This is a genomic window from Streptomyces afghaniensis, from assembly GCF_044327915.1.
Classification (GTDB): domain Bacteria; phylum Actinomycetota; class Actinomycetes; order Streptomycetales; family Streptomycetaceae; genus Streptomyces; species Streptomyces afghaniensis.
Map to the genome: position 1 here is coordinate 653,161 of NZ_JBIRGJ010000006.1, position 15,356 is coordinate 668,516.

Annotated in this window: 11 protein-coding genes; 7 read left to right on the plus strand and 4 right to left on the minus strand. The window is 71.2% G+C overall.

Going from position 1 to position 15,356, the window contains the following annotated elements; genetic code table 11:
• Positions 1 to 35: 35 nt before the first annotated feature.
• The gene (gene greA, locus ACH4G3_RS25500; RefSeq protein ID WP_010045682.1) at positions 36 to 533 is read right to left on the minus strand and encodes a transcription elongation factor GreA; all 498 of its coding nucleotides are present in this window, start codon (positions 531 to 533) and stop codon (positions 36 to 38) included.
• 179 nt (positions 534 to 712) lie between these two features.
• Positions 713 to 1,111: a DUF4307 domain-containing protein gene (locus ACH4G3_RS25505; RefSeq protein ID WP_397626661.1), complete on the minus strand. Its 399-nt coding sequence runs from the start codon at positions 1,109 to 1,111 to the stop codon at positions 713 to 715.
• A 147-nt stretch (positions 1,112 to 1,258) separates the two neighbouring features.
• Here ACH4G3_RS25505 and mca point away from each other — a divergent pair, with 147 nt between their 5' ends.
• On the plus strand, positions 1,259 to 2,140 hold the full coding sequence (mca, locus tag ACH4G3_RS25510; protein ID WP_397626662.1) for a mycothiol conjugate amidase Mca: 882 nt from the start codon (positions 1,259 to 1,261) through the stop codon (positions 2,138 to 2,140).
• The gene (locus ACH4G3_RS25515) at positions 2,133 to 2,423 is read left to right on the plus strand and encodes a hypothetical protein (protein ID WP_397626663.1); all 291 of its coding nucleotides are present in this window, start codon (positions 2,133 to 2,135) and stop codon (positions 2,421 to 2,423) included. Before mca ends, ACH4G3_RS25515 begins: the two co-directional genes overlap by 8 nt.
• Before the next feature lie 91 nt (positions 2,424 to 2,514).
• Here ACH4G3_RS25515 and ACH4G3_RS25520 read toward each other — a convergent pair whose 3' ends face one another.
• Positions 2,515 to 5,712, minus strand: coding sequence for a tetratricopeptide repeat protein (locus ACH4G3_RS25520; protein ID WP_397626664.1), 3,198 nt, complete (start codon positions 5,710 to 5,712; stop codon positions 2,515 to 2,517).
• A 227-nt stretch (positions 5,713 to 5,939) separates the two neighbouring features.
• Here ACH4G3_RS25520 and ACH4G3_RS25525 point away from each other — a divergent pair, with 227 nt between their 5' ends.
• The 5 genes from ACH4G3_RS25525 (at position 5,940) to ACH4G3_RS25545 (ending at position 14,632) form a co-directional block, all read left to right on the plus strand.
• Complete coding sequence (locus ACH4G3_RS25525) at positions 5,940 to 7,973, plus strand: thioredoxin domain-containing protein (RefSeq protein WP_397626665.1); 2,034 nt, start codon at positions 5,940 to 5,942, stop codon at positions 7,971 to 7,973.
• Between the two features lie 137 nt (positions 7,974 to 8,110).
• Complete coding sequence (locus ACH4G3_RS25530; RefSeq protein ID WP_397626666.1) at positions 8,111 to 9,388, plus strand: glycosyltransferase; 1,278 nt, start codon at positions 8,111 to 8,113, stop codon at positions 9,386 to 9,388.
• Positions 9,385 to 11,034: an ArnT family glycosyltransferase gene (locus tag ACH4G3_RS25535; protein WP_397626667.1), complete on the plus strand. Its 1,650-nt coding sequence runs from the start codon at positions 9,385 to 9,387 to the stop codon at positions 11,032 to 11,034. The genes ACH4G3_RS25530 and ACH4G3_RS25535 overlap by 4 nt, the downstream gene beginning before the upstream one ends.
• Positions 11,031 to 12,224, plus strand: coding sequence for a glycosyltransferase (locus tag ACH4G3_RS25540; RefSeq protein WP_397626668.1), 1,194 nt, complete (start codon positions 11,031 to 11,033; stop codon positions 12,222 to 12,224). The genes ACH4G3_RS25535 and ACH4G3_RS25540 overlap by 4 nt, the downstream gene beginning before the upstream one ends.
• Positions 12,221 to 14,632: a galactose oxidase family protein gene (locus ACH4G3_RS25545; protein ID WP_397626669.1), complete on the plus strand. Its 2,412-nt coding sequence runs from the start codon at positions 12,221 to 12,223 to the stop codon at positions 14,630 to 14,632. The genes ACH4G3_RS25540 and ACH4G3_RS25545 overlap by 4 nt, the downstream gene beginning before the upstream one ends.
• On the opposite strand, the gene ACH4G3_RS25550 is transcribed toward ACH4G3_RS25545, so the two are convergent.
• Entirely contained in the window at positions 14,623 to 15,354 is a 732-nt protein-coding gene (locus ACH4G3_RS25550; RefSeq protein WP_397626670.1) for a Mut7-C RNAse domain-containing protein, read from the minus strand. The genes ACH4G3_RS25545 and ACH4G3_RS25550 overlap by 10 nt on opposite strands.
• Positions 15,355 to 15,356 lie beyond the last annotated feature (2 nt).

Consider the following 15,356-nt stretch of genomic DNA (forward strand, 5'->3'; position numbering starts at 1 on the left):
GGCGCCGGGGGCGGGCAAGACGTGGTCGAGGCGGTTCAGCCCTCGTACGGCTCGGCCTTGAGGATCTTCACCGAGGCCTTCTTGCCGTTCGGCAGCTCGTACTCCGCGTCCTCGCCGACCTTGTGGCCGATCACGCCGGTGCCCAGCGGGGACTGCGGTGAGTACGTCTCGATGTCGGTGCTCGCGTACTCGCGCGAGGCGAGCAGGAACGTCAGAGTGTCGTCCTCGTCACCGTCGAAGGCGATCGTGACGACCATGCCGGGCGCCACGGCGCCGTCCGCCGCGGGCGCCTCGCCGACCTTGGCGCTCTCGAGGAGCTGGGTGAGCTGGCGCACACGGAGTTCCTGCTTGCCCTGCTCCTCCTTGGCTGCGTGGTACCCGCCGTTCTCACGCAGGTCGCCCTCCTCGCGCGCGGCGGCGATCTTCGCGGAGATCTCAGCCCGCGCGGGACCAGTAAGGTACTCAAGCTCAGCCTTGAGCTTGTTGTACGCCTCCTGGGTCAGCCAGGTGACGTTCTCGCTGGTCTGGGTCACAGGTGCTCCTCGTAGGTACTGGGAATACAAAGCATCGCCCTACCCAGAAGCATGTTCCTTCACGGATGGGCGAAACCACGAGCCTAACAATTCAGGAGCGGAAGGGGGAGGACATAAGCCACCAGTTTCACGTCAACGCAGGTCAGGCGCTACGTATTGCAGGTGACTCGGGCGGGGTCTCAGCCGGTGTGGCAGCCCAGCAGCTCGGCCGTCGTCCCCGGGGAGGTCGTACGGAGCGTGACGACCTTGTCGATGCGGGTGGCGTCCCCGTCGAAGCGGAAGTCGGCCCGGCCGACCTCGGCACCGTTCTCGGCCTGCGAGCGCACGGTGCAGTAGCCGTCGGCACCGGCGTCCTTGCGGACCTCCAGGTGCACCTGCACGGACTCCTTGCCGGGCTCGAAGCTGATCACCTCGGCGCTGATCTCGCTCTTGGCCACGTAGTGGTAGCCGAACCAGCCGACGAGCCCCAGCAGCGCCACCGCGAGGACGGCGCCGACGATCCTGAGCGTGCGGTCGGCGCGCTCGTCCGAGGAACGGCCGTAACGTCCCTCGGGCAGTCGCGTGCTCGCCGTACTCATGATCGTCCTCCAGACAGGGCCGGGACGAACGTCCCGTAAGCGGGCCCGGGACCGGGGCCCGGAATTATTCGCCCCCCGGTTCGGTCACTATAGAAGCCGCTGATTGCGCCGACGCACACAGGGCGCCGACTTACTGAGGAATGAGTCTTGACTGACCAGTTGCGACTGATGGCCGTTCACGCCCACCCCGACGACGAGTCGAGCAAGGGCGCGGCGACCATGGCCAAGTACGTGTCCGAGGGGGTGGACGTGCTGGTCGTGACCTGCACGGGCGGGGAACGCGGCTCCATCCTCAATCCGAAGCTCCAGGGGGACAAGTACGTCGAGGAGCACATCCACGAGGTACGCAAGAAGGAGATGGACGAGGCCCGGGAGATCCTGGGCGTCAAGCAGGAGTGGCTCGGCTTCGTCGACTCGGGCCTGCCCGAGGGCGACCCGCTGCCGCCGCTGCCGGAGGGCTGCTTCGCCCTGGAGGACGTCGACCACGCGGCCGGTGAGCTGGTGCGGAAGATCCGCTCCTTCCGTCCCCAGGTGATCACCACCTACGACGAGAACGGCGGCTACCCGCACCCCGACCACATCATGACCCACAAGATCTCGATGGTGGCGTTCGAAGGGGCGGCGGACACCGAGAAGTACCCGGAGGCCGAGTACGGCCCGGCGTACCAGCCGCAGAAGCTCTACTACAACCAGGGCTTCAACCGCCCGCGCACCGAGGCCCTGCACCAGGCGATGCTCGACCGGGGTATGGAGTCGCCCTACGGGGACTGGCTCAAGCGCTGGGACGAGTTCGGGATGAAGCAGCGCACGCTCACCACGCACATCCCCTGCGCCGACTTCTTCGAGATCCGCGACAAGGCGCTGATCGCGCACGCCACGCAGATCGATCCGGACGGCGGCTGGTTCAAGGTGCCGATGGAGATCCAGAAGGAGGTCTGGCCGACGGAGGAGTACGAGCTGGCGAAGTCCCTCGTCGATACCTCCCTCCCCGAGGACGACCTCTTCGCGGGCGTCCGCGACAATGCCTGACATGAGCGCAAGCGCAAGCCTGGCAATGACGCACCTCGTCACCTTCGCCAAGGAGGTCGACGAGGACAAGGTCACCCCCGGCGTCCTCGGCTTCATCGTCTTCGCGGCGATGGCCCTGGCGGTGTGGGCCCTGATGAAGTCCATGAGCCGGCACATGAACAGGGTCGACTTCACACAGGTCCCGGACCCCAAGGCCGAGCAGGCCGAGCAGCCGGAGCCGGGGCCGGAGCCTGCGGACGCGGAGGCCGAGGCCTCCGGCCAGGGCAAGCAGAAGCAGGGCTGACGCCCCCCTCCCGGGGCGACCGTCTCTCCCCGGGGCACCCGTCGGTGGCCGTCCGCCGCCGGCGGGTGCGTCGCGCGCCCACCGGGCGTCCCTACGCCTTCGACTCCACGGCCACGCCCATCACCTCCCGCGCATGCCGGTTCGGCACCATGCCCAGGCGCCAGGCCTGCCAGCCCGCCTCCAGGGTCACGCCGCGTTCCAGCAGCAGGGCGTATGCGTCGAGGTAATCGTCGAGCTTCTGGTCGCGCAGTGGATGGCTCGCGCGGGACAGCTGGGCCAGTTCCTCCTGGGCCACGGCCGTGCCGACCTCCATGCCGCCGGGGGCCGCGTACGGCAGCAGCGTGCAGCGCAGGAAGCGGGCCCAGTCCTCGCCCCGGCGGTCCCCGTACGACGTGAAGAGGTCCGCCGCCTCGTCGCACAGCGCCAGGGCCTGCTGGGTGCGGGCGTTGCCCGCGTCCACCACCGCCAGTTCCAGGCAGGTCCACGCCTCGCCGTGGGCGACGCCGATGCGCTGGAAGTCGGCGCGGGCGTCCACCAGGAGCTGACGGGCGAAGCCGGAGTTGCGCAGGGAGCCCGTCTGGGCCGCGCGCTGGTCGCGGGTGACGCGGGCCGAGTGGTGGCGGGCGCAGGCCAGGCCGTAGACGTCCCGCATGCGGGAGAACATCGTGCGGGAGCGTTCCAGTTCGCGGACCGCCTGGTCCAGGTTGCCCGTCTCCTCCAGGGCCTGGCCGAGGTAGTACAGCGTCCACGCCTCGCCGCGCGCGTCCTCGTTCTCGCGGTGCCGGGCGGCGGCCCCGCGCAGTTCCTCCACGGCCGGGGACGCGTCACCGGCGACCAGCAGCGCCCGGGCCAGCTGGGTCAGGGCCCAGGCTTCGCCGCGGGCGTCACGGGTGCGGCCGTACAGCTCCAGGGCCGCGCGCAGCTCGGCCTCGGCGCGCGGGACGTCGCCCATGCGCAGGCCGAGCTGGCCGAGCTGGAAGTGGGCCCAGGCCTGGCCGTGCACGGACTCGCCCCGCCGGTGCAGCACCAGCGACTCGGTCAGCAGGTCCAGCGCCTCCGCCACCCGGGCCCGGTCCCGCTCCACCGCCGCCAGGGCGTGCATCGTCCACGCCCGGTCCGTCGCCAGCTCGGGGGAGGACTGCAGGGCGAGGGCCTCGCGGAGCTTCGCCGACGCCTCCGTCAGATTGCCCTGGTGGTGCAGGGTGATGCCGAGGGAGCACAGGGCCCGGGCGGCACCCGCGTCGTGATGGGCCTCCCGGTACAGGTCGACGACCGAGGTGAGGGTCGTACGCGCCTTGTCCAGTTCACCGAGCTGCCGTGCCGCGATGCCGGTGCGCCACTGCACCGAGCGGACCAGCAGGCCCTCGTCCACCGCCTGGGCCAGCTCGCTGATCTCGCCCAGTCGGTAGAGGTCGCCGCGCAGCAGGCAGTAGTCGCACAGGGCGCCCAGGAGGTTCAGGACCGACGCCTGGTTCACGCCCTCGGCGTGCCGCAGCGCCGCCGTGATGAAGCTCGACTCGTCGTCCAGCCAGCGCAGCGCCTCGTCGAGGGAGGGGAAGCCGTACGGGCTGAAGCGGTTCGTGCGGGTCGACATGTTGCCGTCGACCATGCGCAGCACCGAGTCGGCCAGCTCGGCGTAGTTCACGATCAGCCGTTCCTGCGCCGCCGTGCGCTCGGCCGGTTCCTCCTCGTCGAGGAGCCGGGCCTGGGCGAAGGCGCGGACCAGGTCGTGCAGCCGGTAGCGGTCGCCCCGGACGTGGTCGATCAGGCCCGCGCGGGTCAGGGCCTGGAGGTGACGTGTGGCCTCCGCCTCGTCGGTGGCCAGCAGCGCGGCGGCCGCGGCGGCGCCCAGCGAGGCCCGGCCGGCCAGGGCCAGGCGGCGCAGCAGCCGCCGTACGGGCTCCGGCTGGTCGGTGTAGCGCAGCCACAGGGCGCGTTCGACGGGATCGACCGGGCCGTACGCGCCGAGGTCCGTGGCCAGCGCGCGCGGGGAGCGCGGGCCGAGGCACGAGCCGGCGATGCGCAGCGCCAGCGGCAGCCCGCCGCACAGCTCCCGGACCCGGTCGGCGGACTCGGCGTCGTAGGGCCCTGAACGGTCCTGGGCCGCCGCGCCCAGGAGTTCCTCCGCACCCGCCGCGTCCAGCGGCGCCACGGGCAGCTGGTGCACCCGCGCGGGCAGCTCGCCCAGCTCCAGCGGGCCCCGCGCGGTCACCAGCACCAGGCTGTCGGACCGCTCCGGGACCAGGGCGCGGACCTGCCCGGCGTCCGAGGCGTCGTCCAGGACGACCGTGACCGGCAGGCCGGTCAGATGCTGGTGGTACAGCTCGCTCAGCCGCTTGACCTGCTGGTCGGGGGAGGAGCGCTCCCGGAACAGCAGTTGCTCGCGGGGCGCGCCGAGCCGGTTGAGCAGATGCAGCAGGGCGTCGCGGGTGGACAGCGGGGACTCGCCCCGGCCCTCGGCGCGCAGGTCGACGACGCAGGCGCCGCGGAAGTAGTCCTTCAGATCGTGCGTGGCGTGCACCGCGAGGGCCGTACGGCCGCTGCCGGGCGTGCCGTGCAGGACGACCACGGTCGGCTGGGTCTCCGTGCTCGCCCGGGCCGCCTGCACCCACTGCCGGATCTGCGCCAGCTCGTGCCGGCGCCCCGCGAACGGCTCCGCCGGTTCCGGGAGCTGCGCGAAGGACTGCTCCAGCACGTTGCGCCCGCGCGCCGCCGCGCTCTTGTCGGCGCCCCGCAGCCGCGGCCCGGTCTTCTTCGGCCCCGTGGAGGCGGCGAGCACCCGCTGCTGGTCCAGGAACGGCCGGATGCCCCGCACCTCCAGTGCCGTCAGCCACTGCAGCCGCAGCTGTTCGGGCCCGCCCGGCTGGCTCGCGGCCCCGGCCCGGTGGTGCGCGGCCGGCAGGTGCGAGCCGACCACCTTCACGACGGTCGCCGCGGCGCCCACGACACCCACGGTCACGCCCGCGCCCAGCGCCGTCCCGGTGTCCGTGCCGAGGGCCATGTCCGCGACCACGGCCGCGACCGCCGCGACCCCGGCCACCAGCAGCGGGGTCCCGGCTCCCTCCCGGGCGTAGCGCTGCCCGAAGGTGAGCTGCCCGGCCGCCGCCTCGTCCAGGGCGCGCGTGTAGGCCTCGTACTCCTCGGCAGCGCTCTGCGCCATCGCGTCGAGCGCCCCGCGCGCCCGCGCGAGCAGCACTTTCCCGTCCGTGCGCCCGCCCGTCCGGCGCACCTCCTCCTCCACGGCCCGTGCCAACAGCCGCTCGGCTTCCGCCCGATGACTGTCCCGCATGTCACGTCCCCCTCCGGCGGCACCGGCGCACCTGGGTCGTCGTACCGGTTGTTTCCTTGGTCAAGTGTGCTGCCGACGGCGCATCGGGGCGAGGGGGCGTGCCCGGCCCGATTATGTGAAGACGCGGGCGGGTTGAGGCGCCGCGCGTCCGTCGGGTGTGCGTCCCGGGCGGCGCCCGTGCGGCGCCTGACGCGTGCCGGGCGGGGTACTGCGGCAGGATGGGAACCATGCCGAACCGACTGGCGCACGAGACGTCCCCCTACCTCCTGCAGCACGCCGACAACCCCGTGGACTGGTGGCCCTGGTCGGCGGAGGCCTTCGAGGAGGCCCGCAAGCGGAACGTGCCCGTGCTGCTCAGCATCGGCTACAGCAGCTGTCACTGGTGTCACGTCATGGCGCACGAGTCCTTCGAGGACCAGCAGACCGCCGAGTACCTCAACGCGCACTTCGTGAGCGTGAAGGTGGACCGTGAGGAGCGACCCGACGTCGACGCGGTCTACATGGAGGCCGTGCAGGCGGCGACCGGCCAGGGCGGCTGGCCCATGACGGTCTTCCTCACCCCGGACGCCGAGCCGTTCTACTTCGGCACGTACTTCCCGCCCGCCCCGCGCCAGGGCATGCCGTCCTTCCGGCAGGTGCTCCAGGGCGTCCACCAGGCATGGGAGGAGCGGCGGGACGAGGTCACCGAGGTCGCCGGGAAGATCGTCCGCGACCTGGCCGGGCGGGAGATCTCCTACGGTGACGCGCAGACGCCCGGCGAGCAGGAGCTCGCGCAGGCGCTGCTCGCGCTCACCCGCGAGTACGACCCGCAGCGCGGCGGATTCGGCGGGGCGCCGAAGTTCCCGCCGTCCATGGTGCTGGAGTTCCTGCTGCGGCATCATGCGCGCACCGGTGCCGAGGGTGCTCTCCAGATGGCGCAGGACACCTGTGAGCGCATGGCCCGGGGCGGCATCTACGACCAGCTCGGCGGCGGCTTCGCCCGCTACTCCGTCGACCGCGACTGGATCGTGCCGCACTTCGAGAAGATGCTGTACGACAACGCCCTGCTGTGCCGGGTCTACGCCCACCTGTGGCGCGCCACCGGCTCGGAGCTGGCCCGCCGGGTGGCGCTGGAGACGGCCGACTTCATGGTGCGCGAACTGCGCACCGCCGAGGGCGGGTTCGCCTCCGCGCTGGACGCGGACAGCGACGACGGAACCGGCAGGCACGTCGAGGGCGCGTACTACGTGTGGACGCCCGGGCAGTTGCGCGAGGTGCTCGGCGAGCAGGACGCCGAGCTTGCGGTCCAGTACTTCGGGGTGACCGAGGAAGGCACGTTCGAGCACGGTCAGTCCGTCCTCCAGCTGCCGCAGCAGGACGGCCTGTTCGACGCCGCGAAGATCGCCTCCATCCGGGAGCGCCTGCTGGCGGAGCGGGCCGGGCGTCCCGCCCCGGGCCGGGACGACAAGGTCGTCGCCGCCTGGAACGGGCTCGCGATCGCCGCCCTCGCCGAGACCGGCGCCTACTTCGACCGGCCCGACCTCGTCGAGGCCGCCCTCGCCGCCGCCGACCTCCTCGTCCGGCTGCACCTCGACGAGCAGGCCCGGCTGACCCGCACCAGCAAGGACGGCCACGCCGGCGCCAACGCGGGCGTGCTGGAGGACTACGCCGATGTGGCGGAGGGCTTCCTCGCCCTGGCGTCCGTCACGGGGGAGGGCGTCTGGCTGGAGTTCGCCGGGTTCCTCCTCGACCACGTCCTGGCCCGCTTCACCGACGAGGAGTCGGGCGCCCTGTTCGACACGGCCGCCGACGCCGAGCGACTGATCCGCCGCCCGCAGGACCCGACCGACAACGCCGCCCCGTCCGGCTGGACCGCGGCGGCGGGCGCCCTGCTGAGCTACGCCGCGCACACCGGGTCGGAGCCCCACCGCACGGCCGCGGAGAAGGCCCTCGGCGTCGTCAAGGCGCTCGGGCCGCGCGTGCCGCGCTTCATCGGCTGGGGGCTCGCCGCCGCCGAGGCCGCGCTGGACGGGCCGCGCGAGGTCGCGGTCGTGGGACCGTCGCTCGATCACGAGGGGACGAGGACCTTGCACCGCACGGCACTTCTGGGCACCGCGCCCGGCGCGGTCGTCGCTGTCGGCGCCCCGGAGAGCGACGAGTTTCCGCTGCTCGCGGACCGTCCGCTGGTCCGCGGTGAACCAGCCGCGTACGTCTGCCGTAACTTCACATGTGACGCCCCGACGACCGAAGTTGAGAGGTTGCGAGCGGCGTTGATCGACTGAAGTCGGGAATCAACGGAAACACACTCTTTATCTGAACAGCCTCCGGACTTCACAGTTCCCCCCTAATCTCTGCACAGTGCCGTGACGGATGAGGTGAGCCGTCACGGCGGGGGGTTCTGGGATCTGGGGGGATCTGTTTGTTCACGTCTGTCTTCATCGCTGCCGTTTCACTGGCCCTGTTCTGGATGGCGGCTTTCACCCTGTGGTGGCAGATGCACGCCTGGCGTACGCCGGAAGTGCTCGCCTCCACGCGGTTCAGCAGTCCGGACGGGAACGAGCACGTCTCGTTCTCGCTGCTGCTGCCCGCGCGGCACGAACAGGCGGTGCTGGACCACACGATCCAGCGGCTGCTGGAGTCGAGCCACACCGACTTCGAGATCATCGTGATCGTCGGGCACGACGACCCGGAGACCACCGCAGTGGCCGAGCAGGCCGCCGCGCGTGATCCCCGGGTCCGGGTCGTCGTCGACCGCCACGAGAAGAAGAACAAGCCGAAGGCCATGAACACGGCACTGCCGCACTGCCGCGGCGACGTCGTCGGCGTCTTCGACGCGGAGGACCAGGTCCACCCCGAGCTCCTCGCCCACGTCGACCACGCCTTCCGCACCACCGGCGCGGACGTCGTCCAGGGCGGGGTGCAGCTGATCAACTTCCACTCCAGCTGGTACAGCCTGCGCAACTGCCTGGAGTACTTCTTCTGGTTCCGCTCGCGGCTCCACCTGCACGCGCAGAAAGGTTTCATTCCGCTCGGCGGCAACACGGTCTTCGTCCGCACGGACGTCCTCAGGGAAGCCGACGGCTGGGACCCGAACTGCCTCGCCGAGGACTGCGACCTGGGCGTGCGCCTGTCCAGCGTCGGCAAGAAGGTCGTCGTCGCCTACGACTCCGACATGGTGACCCGGGAGGAGACCCCGGGTTCGCTGATGTCCCTGCTGAAGCAGCGCACCCGCTGGAACCAGGGGTTCCTCCAGGTGTACCGGAAGAAGGACTGGAAGCAACTGCCCACTCTCGGGCAGCGGCTGCTCGCCCGCTACACCCTGATGACGCCGTTCATGCAGGCCTTCACCGGCCTGATCATCCCGCTGAACGTGGCGGTCGCGCTGTTCCTGGACGTACCGGTCGCCATCGCCTTCATCACCTTCCTGCCTGCCGTCACCGCCCTGGTCACCTTCGTCTTCGAGATCGTCGGACTGCACGACTTCGGCAAGCAGTACGGGCTGCGCGTGCGGTTCGCGCACTACCTGAAGCTGATCGTGGGCGGCCCCTTCTACCAGGTCCTGCTCGCCGGGGCGGCCGTCCGTGCCGTCTATCGGGAGCAGCGCGGCCGCAACGACTGGGAGCTGACCACGCACGTCGGCGCGCACCTCACCCGGGTCGAAGCCAGCCATGAGACCCGAGAGGACGTTCCCGCGTGACCTCCACCCTTCCCGCGGTGACCACTGCGAAGGTCCCCGCGCAGCGGCAGCCTGCGCCCCGCACCGGTGCCCACCGGCGACCGGAGCCGCCGAGCCGGCTGCGCTCCTCCCGGTCCGACCTGCTCCTGTGCGGCGTCCTGCTCGTGGCGATCCTCGTCGTGCAGGGCTGGAACATCGCCGACTACCCGGCCCTCAGCGACGACGAGGGCACCTACCTCGCCCAGGCCTGGTCGGTCCAGCAGGGCAACGGCCTGGCCCACTACACCTACTGGTACGACCACCCGCCGCTGGGCTGGATCCAGATCGCCGTGCTGACCTGGATCCCGGCGCTGATCAGCCCCGAGTCGATGACGGTGGGCACCATGCGGGCCGCGATGCTGGTGATCAGCGGCATCAGCGCGGTCCTCGTCTACGTCCTGGGCCGCCGCCTCGCCCTGCCCCGCTGGGCGGCCGGGCTGGGCATGGTGTTCTTCGGCCTCTCGCCACTGGCGGTCGTCCTCCAGCGGGAGATCTTCCTCGACAACCTCGCGGTGATGTGGACGCTGCTGGCCTTCACCCTGGCCGCCTCCCCGAGCCGCCACCTCTGGCACCACTTCGGGGCGGGGATCGCGGCCGCCACGGCCGTCCTCACCAAAGAGACGATGCTCATCGTCCTGCCCGCCCTGTTCCTCACCATGTGGCGGCACAGCCACAAGGACACCCGCAAGTTCGCCCTCACCGGAGCCGTCACGGCCTGCGCCCTGATCGGCTTCTCCTACCCCCTGTTCGCCCTGCTCAAGGGCGAACTGCTGCCGGGCAGCGGGCACGTCTCCCTCTGGGACGGCGTCAAGTACCAGATGACCAGGCCCGGTTCGGGCTTCATCCTGGACCAGGGCTCCGGCTCCTGGGGCGTGCTCCAGTCGTGGCTGTACTACGACAAGATCCTGCCGCTCGGCGGCCTCGCGGGCGCCCTGCTGCTCCTCGTCACCTGGCGCTGGTCCGTCACCGCCCGCGCCCTGGCCGGACCCGCCCTGGCCGTCGCGATCTTCGCCGCGCTGGCCCTGCGCCCCAACGGCTACCTGCCCGCGATGTACGTCATCCAGGCCCTGCCGTTCCTCGCGCTGGTCCTCGCCGGAGGAACCGCCTCCGTCGCCCACGCGGTGCTGAGCCGCTGGCGCTCCGAGGCGGAGAAACGGTACGTCAGAGTGGGCCGGTACGCGCTCGCCACGGTCCTCGCCCTCGCCGCCGGCGCCTACGTCGTACCGCACTGGTACGACGGCGCCCGCACCGCCGTCACCACCGACGCCAACGCCCCCTACAAGGCCGCGTCCAAGTGGCTGGCCACCGAGGTCGAGGACCCGGAGCGCACCCGCGTCCTGGTCGACGACGCCCTCTGGCTCGACCTCGTGCACCAGGGCTACCGGCCGGGCCTCGGCGTCATCTGGTTCTACAAGGCCGACCTCGACCCGGCGGTGACGAAGACGATGCCGCGCGGCTGGAAGGACCTGGACTACGTCGTCGCCTCGCCGACCGTGCGGCGCGACGCGGCCGACCTGCCCAACGTCAAGGCCGCCATGAAGCACTCGGACCCGGTCGCCACCTTCGGCACCGGCGAGGACCGCATCGAGATCCGCCAGATCCAGACGTCCGCCGGAGGCGCGCGATGAGCCAGGAGTCCACCGTCCCCGGAGAGGTCGTCGAGACCGCCGAGATACCCGAGCCGGGCGCCGTCACCATCGTCGTACCGACGTTCAACGAGTCGGCCAACGTACGGCAGTTGCTGCACCAGATCACCGAGGCCGTACCGGCCCGGCTGCCCTGCGAGGTCCTCTTCGTGGACGACTCCACCGACGACACGCCCGAGGTCATCGAGGAGGCGGCGCAGGACTGCCCGTTCCCGGTGACCGTCCTGCACCGGCAGGAGCCGGTGGGCGGGCTCGGCGGCGCGGTCGTCGAGGGACTGAAGGCGGCCACGTCCGACTGGATCGTCGTCATGGACGGCGACTGCCAGCACCCGCCGTCCCTCGTGCCCGACCTGGTCGCCACGGGCGAGCGGGCGAACGCCGGGCTCGTCGTCGCCTCCCGGTACATCAAGGGCGGCAGCCGGGCCGGGCTCGCGGGCAGCTACCGGGTGGCCGTCTCGCGCGGGGCGACCTGGCTGACCAAGGCACTGTTCCCGCGCCGGCTGCACGGCATCAGCGACCCGATGAGCGGCTTCTTCGCGATCCGCCGCAGCGCGGTCACGGCCGAGGTGCTCCAGCCGCTCGGCTACAAGATCCTCCTCGAACTCGCCGTCCGCAGCCGCCCGCGCCGGGTCACCGAGGTGCCCTTCGTCTTCCAGGACCGGTTCGCCGGGGAGTCCAAGTCGACCGCCCAGGAGGGCCTGCGGTTCCTGCGCCATCTGGCCGGGCTGCGCGCCGCCTCGCCGGTCGCGCGCATGGTCGGCTTCGGCCTGATCGGGCTCACCGGCTTCCTGCCGAACCTGCTCGGCCTGTGGGCGCTGACCGCCGCCGGCATGCACTACGTACCGGCGGAGATCCTCGCCAACCAGCTCGGCGTCGCCTGGAACTTCGTGCTCATCGAGCACTTGCTGTTCCGCGAGCGGCGCCGGCACCGGCGCTGGTGGGACCGGGCGGGCCGGTTCGCGCTGCTCGCCAACGCCGATCTGGTGCTGCGCATCCCGTTGATCGCCCTGTTCGTGCACCAGTTGCACCTGGGCGTGCTGTCCGCCACCGCGCTCGCGCTGGTGACGACCTTCGTCCTGCGCTTCGTGGCGACCGAAGCGCTGGTCTACCTGCCGCGCCGGGCCGGTGAGAAGCCCGTGCGCGACGGCCGCACCGCAAGGAGAGCCGTGTGAACAAGTACCGGAGAAGAACCGCACTCGTCGGCGTGGGCGCGCTCACGGCCGGCCTCCTGCTGACCGCACCCCAGCCCGCCTCCGCCGCCAACCTCATCAGGAACCCCGGCTTCGAGACCGCCGGCACCGGTGACATGCCGTACTGCTGGGAGAAGTCCGGCTGGGGCGACAACGACTTCACCTTCACCGCCACGGCCGACGCGCACACCGGCTCCAAGGCCATGAAGGTCGAGCTGACCCGCCGTGTGGACGGCGACCGCAAGGCCCTGATCACCGAGTCCGCCGAGTGCGCGCCGGTGGTGACGCCGGGCAAGCAGTACGACCTCGGGCTCTGGTACAAGACGACCACCCCGGACGCCTCGGTCACCCTCTTCCGGCACGACAAGACGGCCGGCTGGCAGTACTGGACCGACCTCAAGACGCTGGACATGGCCGGCACCTGGACCGAGGCCACCGTCCGCACCCCCGAGGTCCCGGCCGGCACCGACCGCATCTCCTGGGGCGTCTCCGTCTACGGCACCGGCTCCGCCACCACCGACGACTACACGATGGAGCAGGTCGCCGACCCGGTCCCGCCGCCGCAGTGCACGGGCACGGCAGCGCAGTGCGCCAACGGCAAGTGGGACGTGCTGCCCACGCGGAACCCGGTCCGCTCCATGCACTCCGTCGTCCTCCACAACGGCAAGGTGCTGCTGATCGCGGGCTCCGGCAACGACGAGTCGATGTTCAAGGCCGGCACCTTCACCTCGGCCGTCTACGACCCGGCGAACGGCTCCTACAAGGTCATCCCCACGCCGAAGGACATGTTCTGCGCCGGCCACGTCCAGCTCCAGGACGGCCGCGTGCTGGTGATGAGCGGCAACAAGGGCTACCCGACGGCGGACGGCCGCGTCGGCTACCAGGGCTACAAGGACTCGTACATCTTCGACCCGGAGACCGAGAGCTACACGAAGACCAACGACATGAACGACGGCCACTGGTACCCGTCGGCCACGATCCTCGGCAACGGTGACGTCATCTCCTTCGGCGGACTGCGCGAGGACTCCACCGGCTCGGTCGCCGCCGAGCTGTTCTCCGAGGCCGAGCAGCAGTGGCAGCCGCTGTGGAAGGTCAACCAGACCTGGTCGTACTGGGGCCTGTACCCGTCGATGATCCTCATGCAGGACGGCCGCCTCTTCTACTCGGGCAGCCACGTCTTCGGCAACAACATCCCCGGCACCGGCTCGGCGATCTACGACTACGGCGCCAACACCATCACCCAGGTCCCCGGCCTGCAGAAGAAGGACGAGCGCGACCAGTCGGCCAGCGTGCTGCTGCCCCCGGCGCAGGACCAGAAGGTCCTCACCCTCGGCGGCGGCAACATCGACTCCAACCCGGAGGCGAACCGCCTGACCGACATCATTGACCTCAAGCAGCCGAACCCGTCGTACGTGGCCGGGCCGCCGATCCCGCAGGGCACGGTCGACCTGGGCAACGGGCCCGTCCCGCAGACCGGCAGCCAGGGCAAGATGTACGTCTCCGCCGTGCTCCTGCCCGACGGCAAGGTCCTGGAGACGGGCGGCGCCCTGCACAACCGCGCCAACCCGGTCTACGAGACGTCGATCTTCGACCCGGAGTCGGAGACGTTCGACCCGGTGGCCGTCGACCCCGAGGCGCGCGGCTACCACTCCTCGGCGTTCCTGCTGCCCGACGGCCGCGTGATGACCACCGGCGACAACCCGGGCAACGGCTCCTGGAACCACGACGTGTCGGTCTACAGCCCGCCCTATCTGTTCAAGGGCCCGCGCCCGCAGATCACCTCGGTCATCGACACCGAGTGGAACTACGGCGACACCCAGCGGATCACCGTCGACCGGCCGATCGCCAAGGCCGAGCTGATCCGCCCGGCCGCCGTCACGCACTCCTCCGACCCGAACCAGCGGTTCGTGGACCTGCCGCTGTCGGTCGACGGCAACAACGTCGACCTGAACGTGACGAGCAACCCCAACCTGGCCCCGCCCGGCTGGTACATGCTCTTCGCGGTGGACGCGAACGGCGTGCCCTCGGTCGCCAAGTGGGTGCACCTTGAGGGCCCGCAGGCGCTCAAGGCGACGGACGCCTCGGCGCACGTCCACGACTTCGCGGACGCGCCCGAGGGCAAGGTCGCGGGGCCGGGCAAGAAGCGCACGTCGCAGAAGGTCAGCGCGACGATCTCCGGCTGCGACCGGCACTACGGCTCGATCAACGTGTGCGTGCCGACGGACTTCCCGGCGGAGGTGAAGAAGACGACGGCGTCCCGCTGCGACTGGCTGAAGGCGAACGACTACGGCCGCCTGAAGGTCAACGGCAAGGACGACCCGCTGGGCCTGGACCGGAACCGGGACGGGATCGCCTGCGGCAAGGGTGATGTGAGGAAGGGTCAGCGCTGACCGCGTGACTCCGCCAGGGCGCGCTCCACGATCGCTTCCAGCTGCTCGTGGTGCGCGCCCTTCCAGTACGCCCGCCCGCACTGCGTGCACTGCGCGAACACGTCGTACGTGGCGTGCGTGCCGTGCTTGAGCTGGTCGGCGACCTCGTCCTTGGTCGCCTCGCGCAGCACCCCGTTGCAGGCCGTGCACCGCGTCCACGGCAGCAACTCGGGCCGGAACCGGTCCAGGACGTCCCGGAGCTGCTCCTCGGGACGCGTGCTGTAGACGAACGCGCCCGCCCACAGCTCCCGGCGCCGCAGCAGCCCCCGGTCGCGGCTCAGCATGACCCGCTGCTCGGCCGCCGAACGCGCCGCGAGGGCAGGGTCGCCGATGTCGGTCGACTCGTACGCCGTGTCCACGCCCAGCAGCCGCAGCCGCCGGGCCAGCGTGCCGAGGTGGACGTCGAGGAGGAACCGCAGGGGAGCGCCCGGGACCTGCTGGGGACGCGCGACGGTCCGTACGGTCACCGCCTCCCCGGCCGTCGGGACGTGCGAGACGGGCACCTCGCGGCCGTCCACGAGCAGCGTGCCCACCTCGGTCAGCGGCACGCCGAGGGACTCGATGACATGGCCGAGGCTGGAGAGGCCGTCGGTGGCGGCCCGCACGGTGCCGTTCCGCCGGGCCTGGGGGACGAACACGTGCAGCTCGGACGCGAAGTCGACGTGGATCTCGGGACCGTTCACCC

Bases quoted from the DNA above. Each gene is read 5' to 3' on its own strand.
- ACH4G3_RS25525 (WP_397626665.1), top strand. From the start codon at position 5,940: ATGCCGAACCGACTGGCGCACGAGACGTCCCCCTACCTCCTGCAGCAC.
- ACH4G3_RS25540 (WP_397626668.1), top strand. From the start codon at position 11,031: ATGAGCCAGGAGTCCACCGTCCCCGGAGAGGTCGTCGAGACCGCCGAG.
- ACH4G3_RS25515 (WP_397626663.1), top strand. From the start codon at position 2,133: ATGCCTGACATGAGCGCAAGCGCAAGCCTGGCAATGACGCACCTCGTC.
- ACH4G3_RS25520 (WP_397626664.1), bottom strand. From the start codon at position 5,712: ATGCGGGACAGTCATCGGGCGGAAGCCGAGCGGCTGTTGGCACGGGCC.
- ACH4G3_RS25505 (WP_397626661.1), bottom strand. From the start codon at position 1,111: ATGAGTACGGCGAGCACGCGACTGCCCGAGGGACGTTACGGCCGTTCC.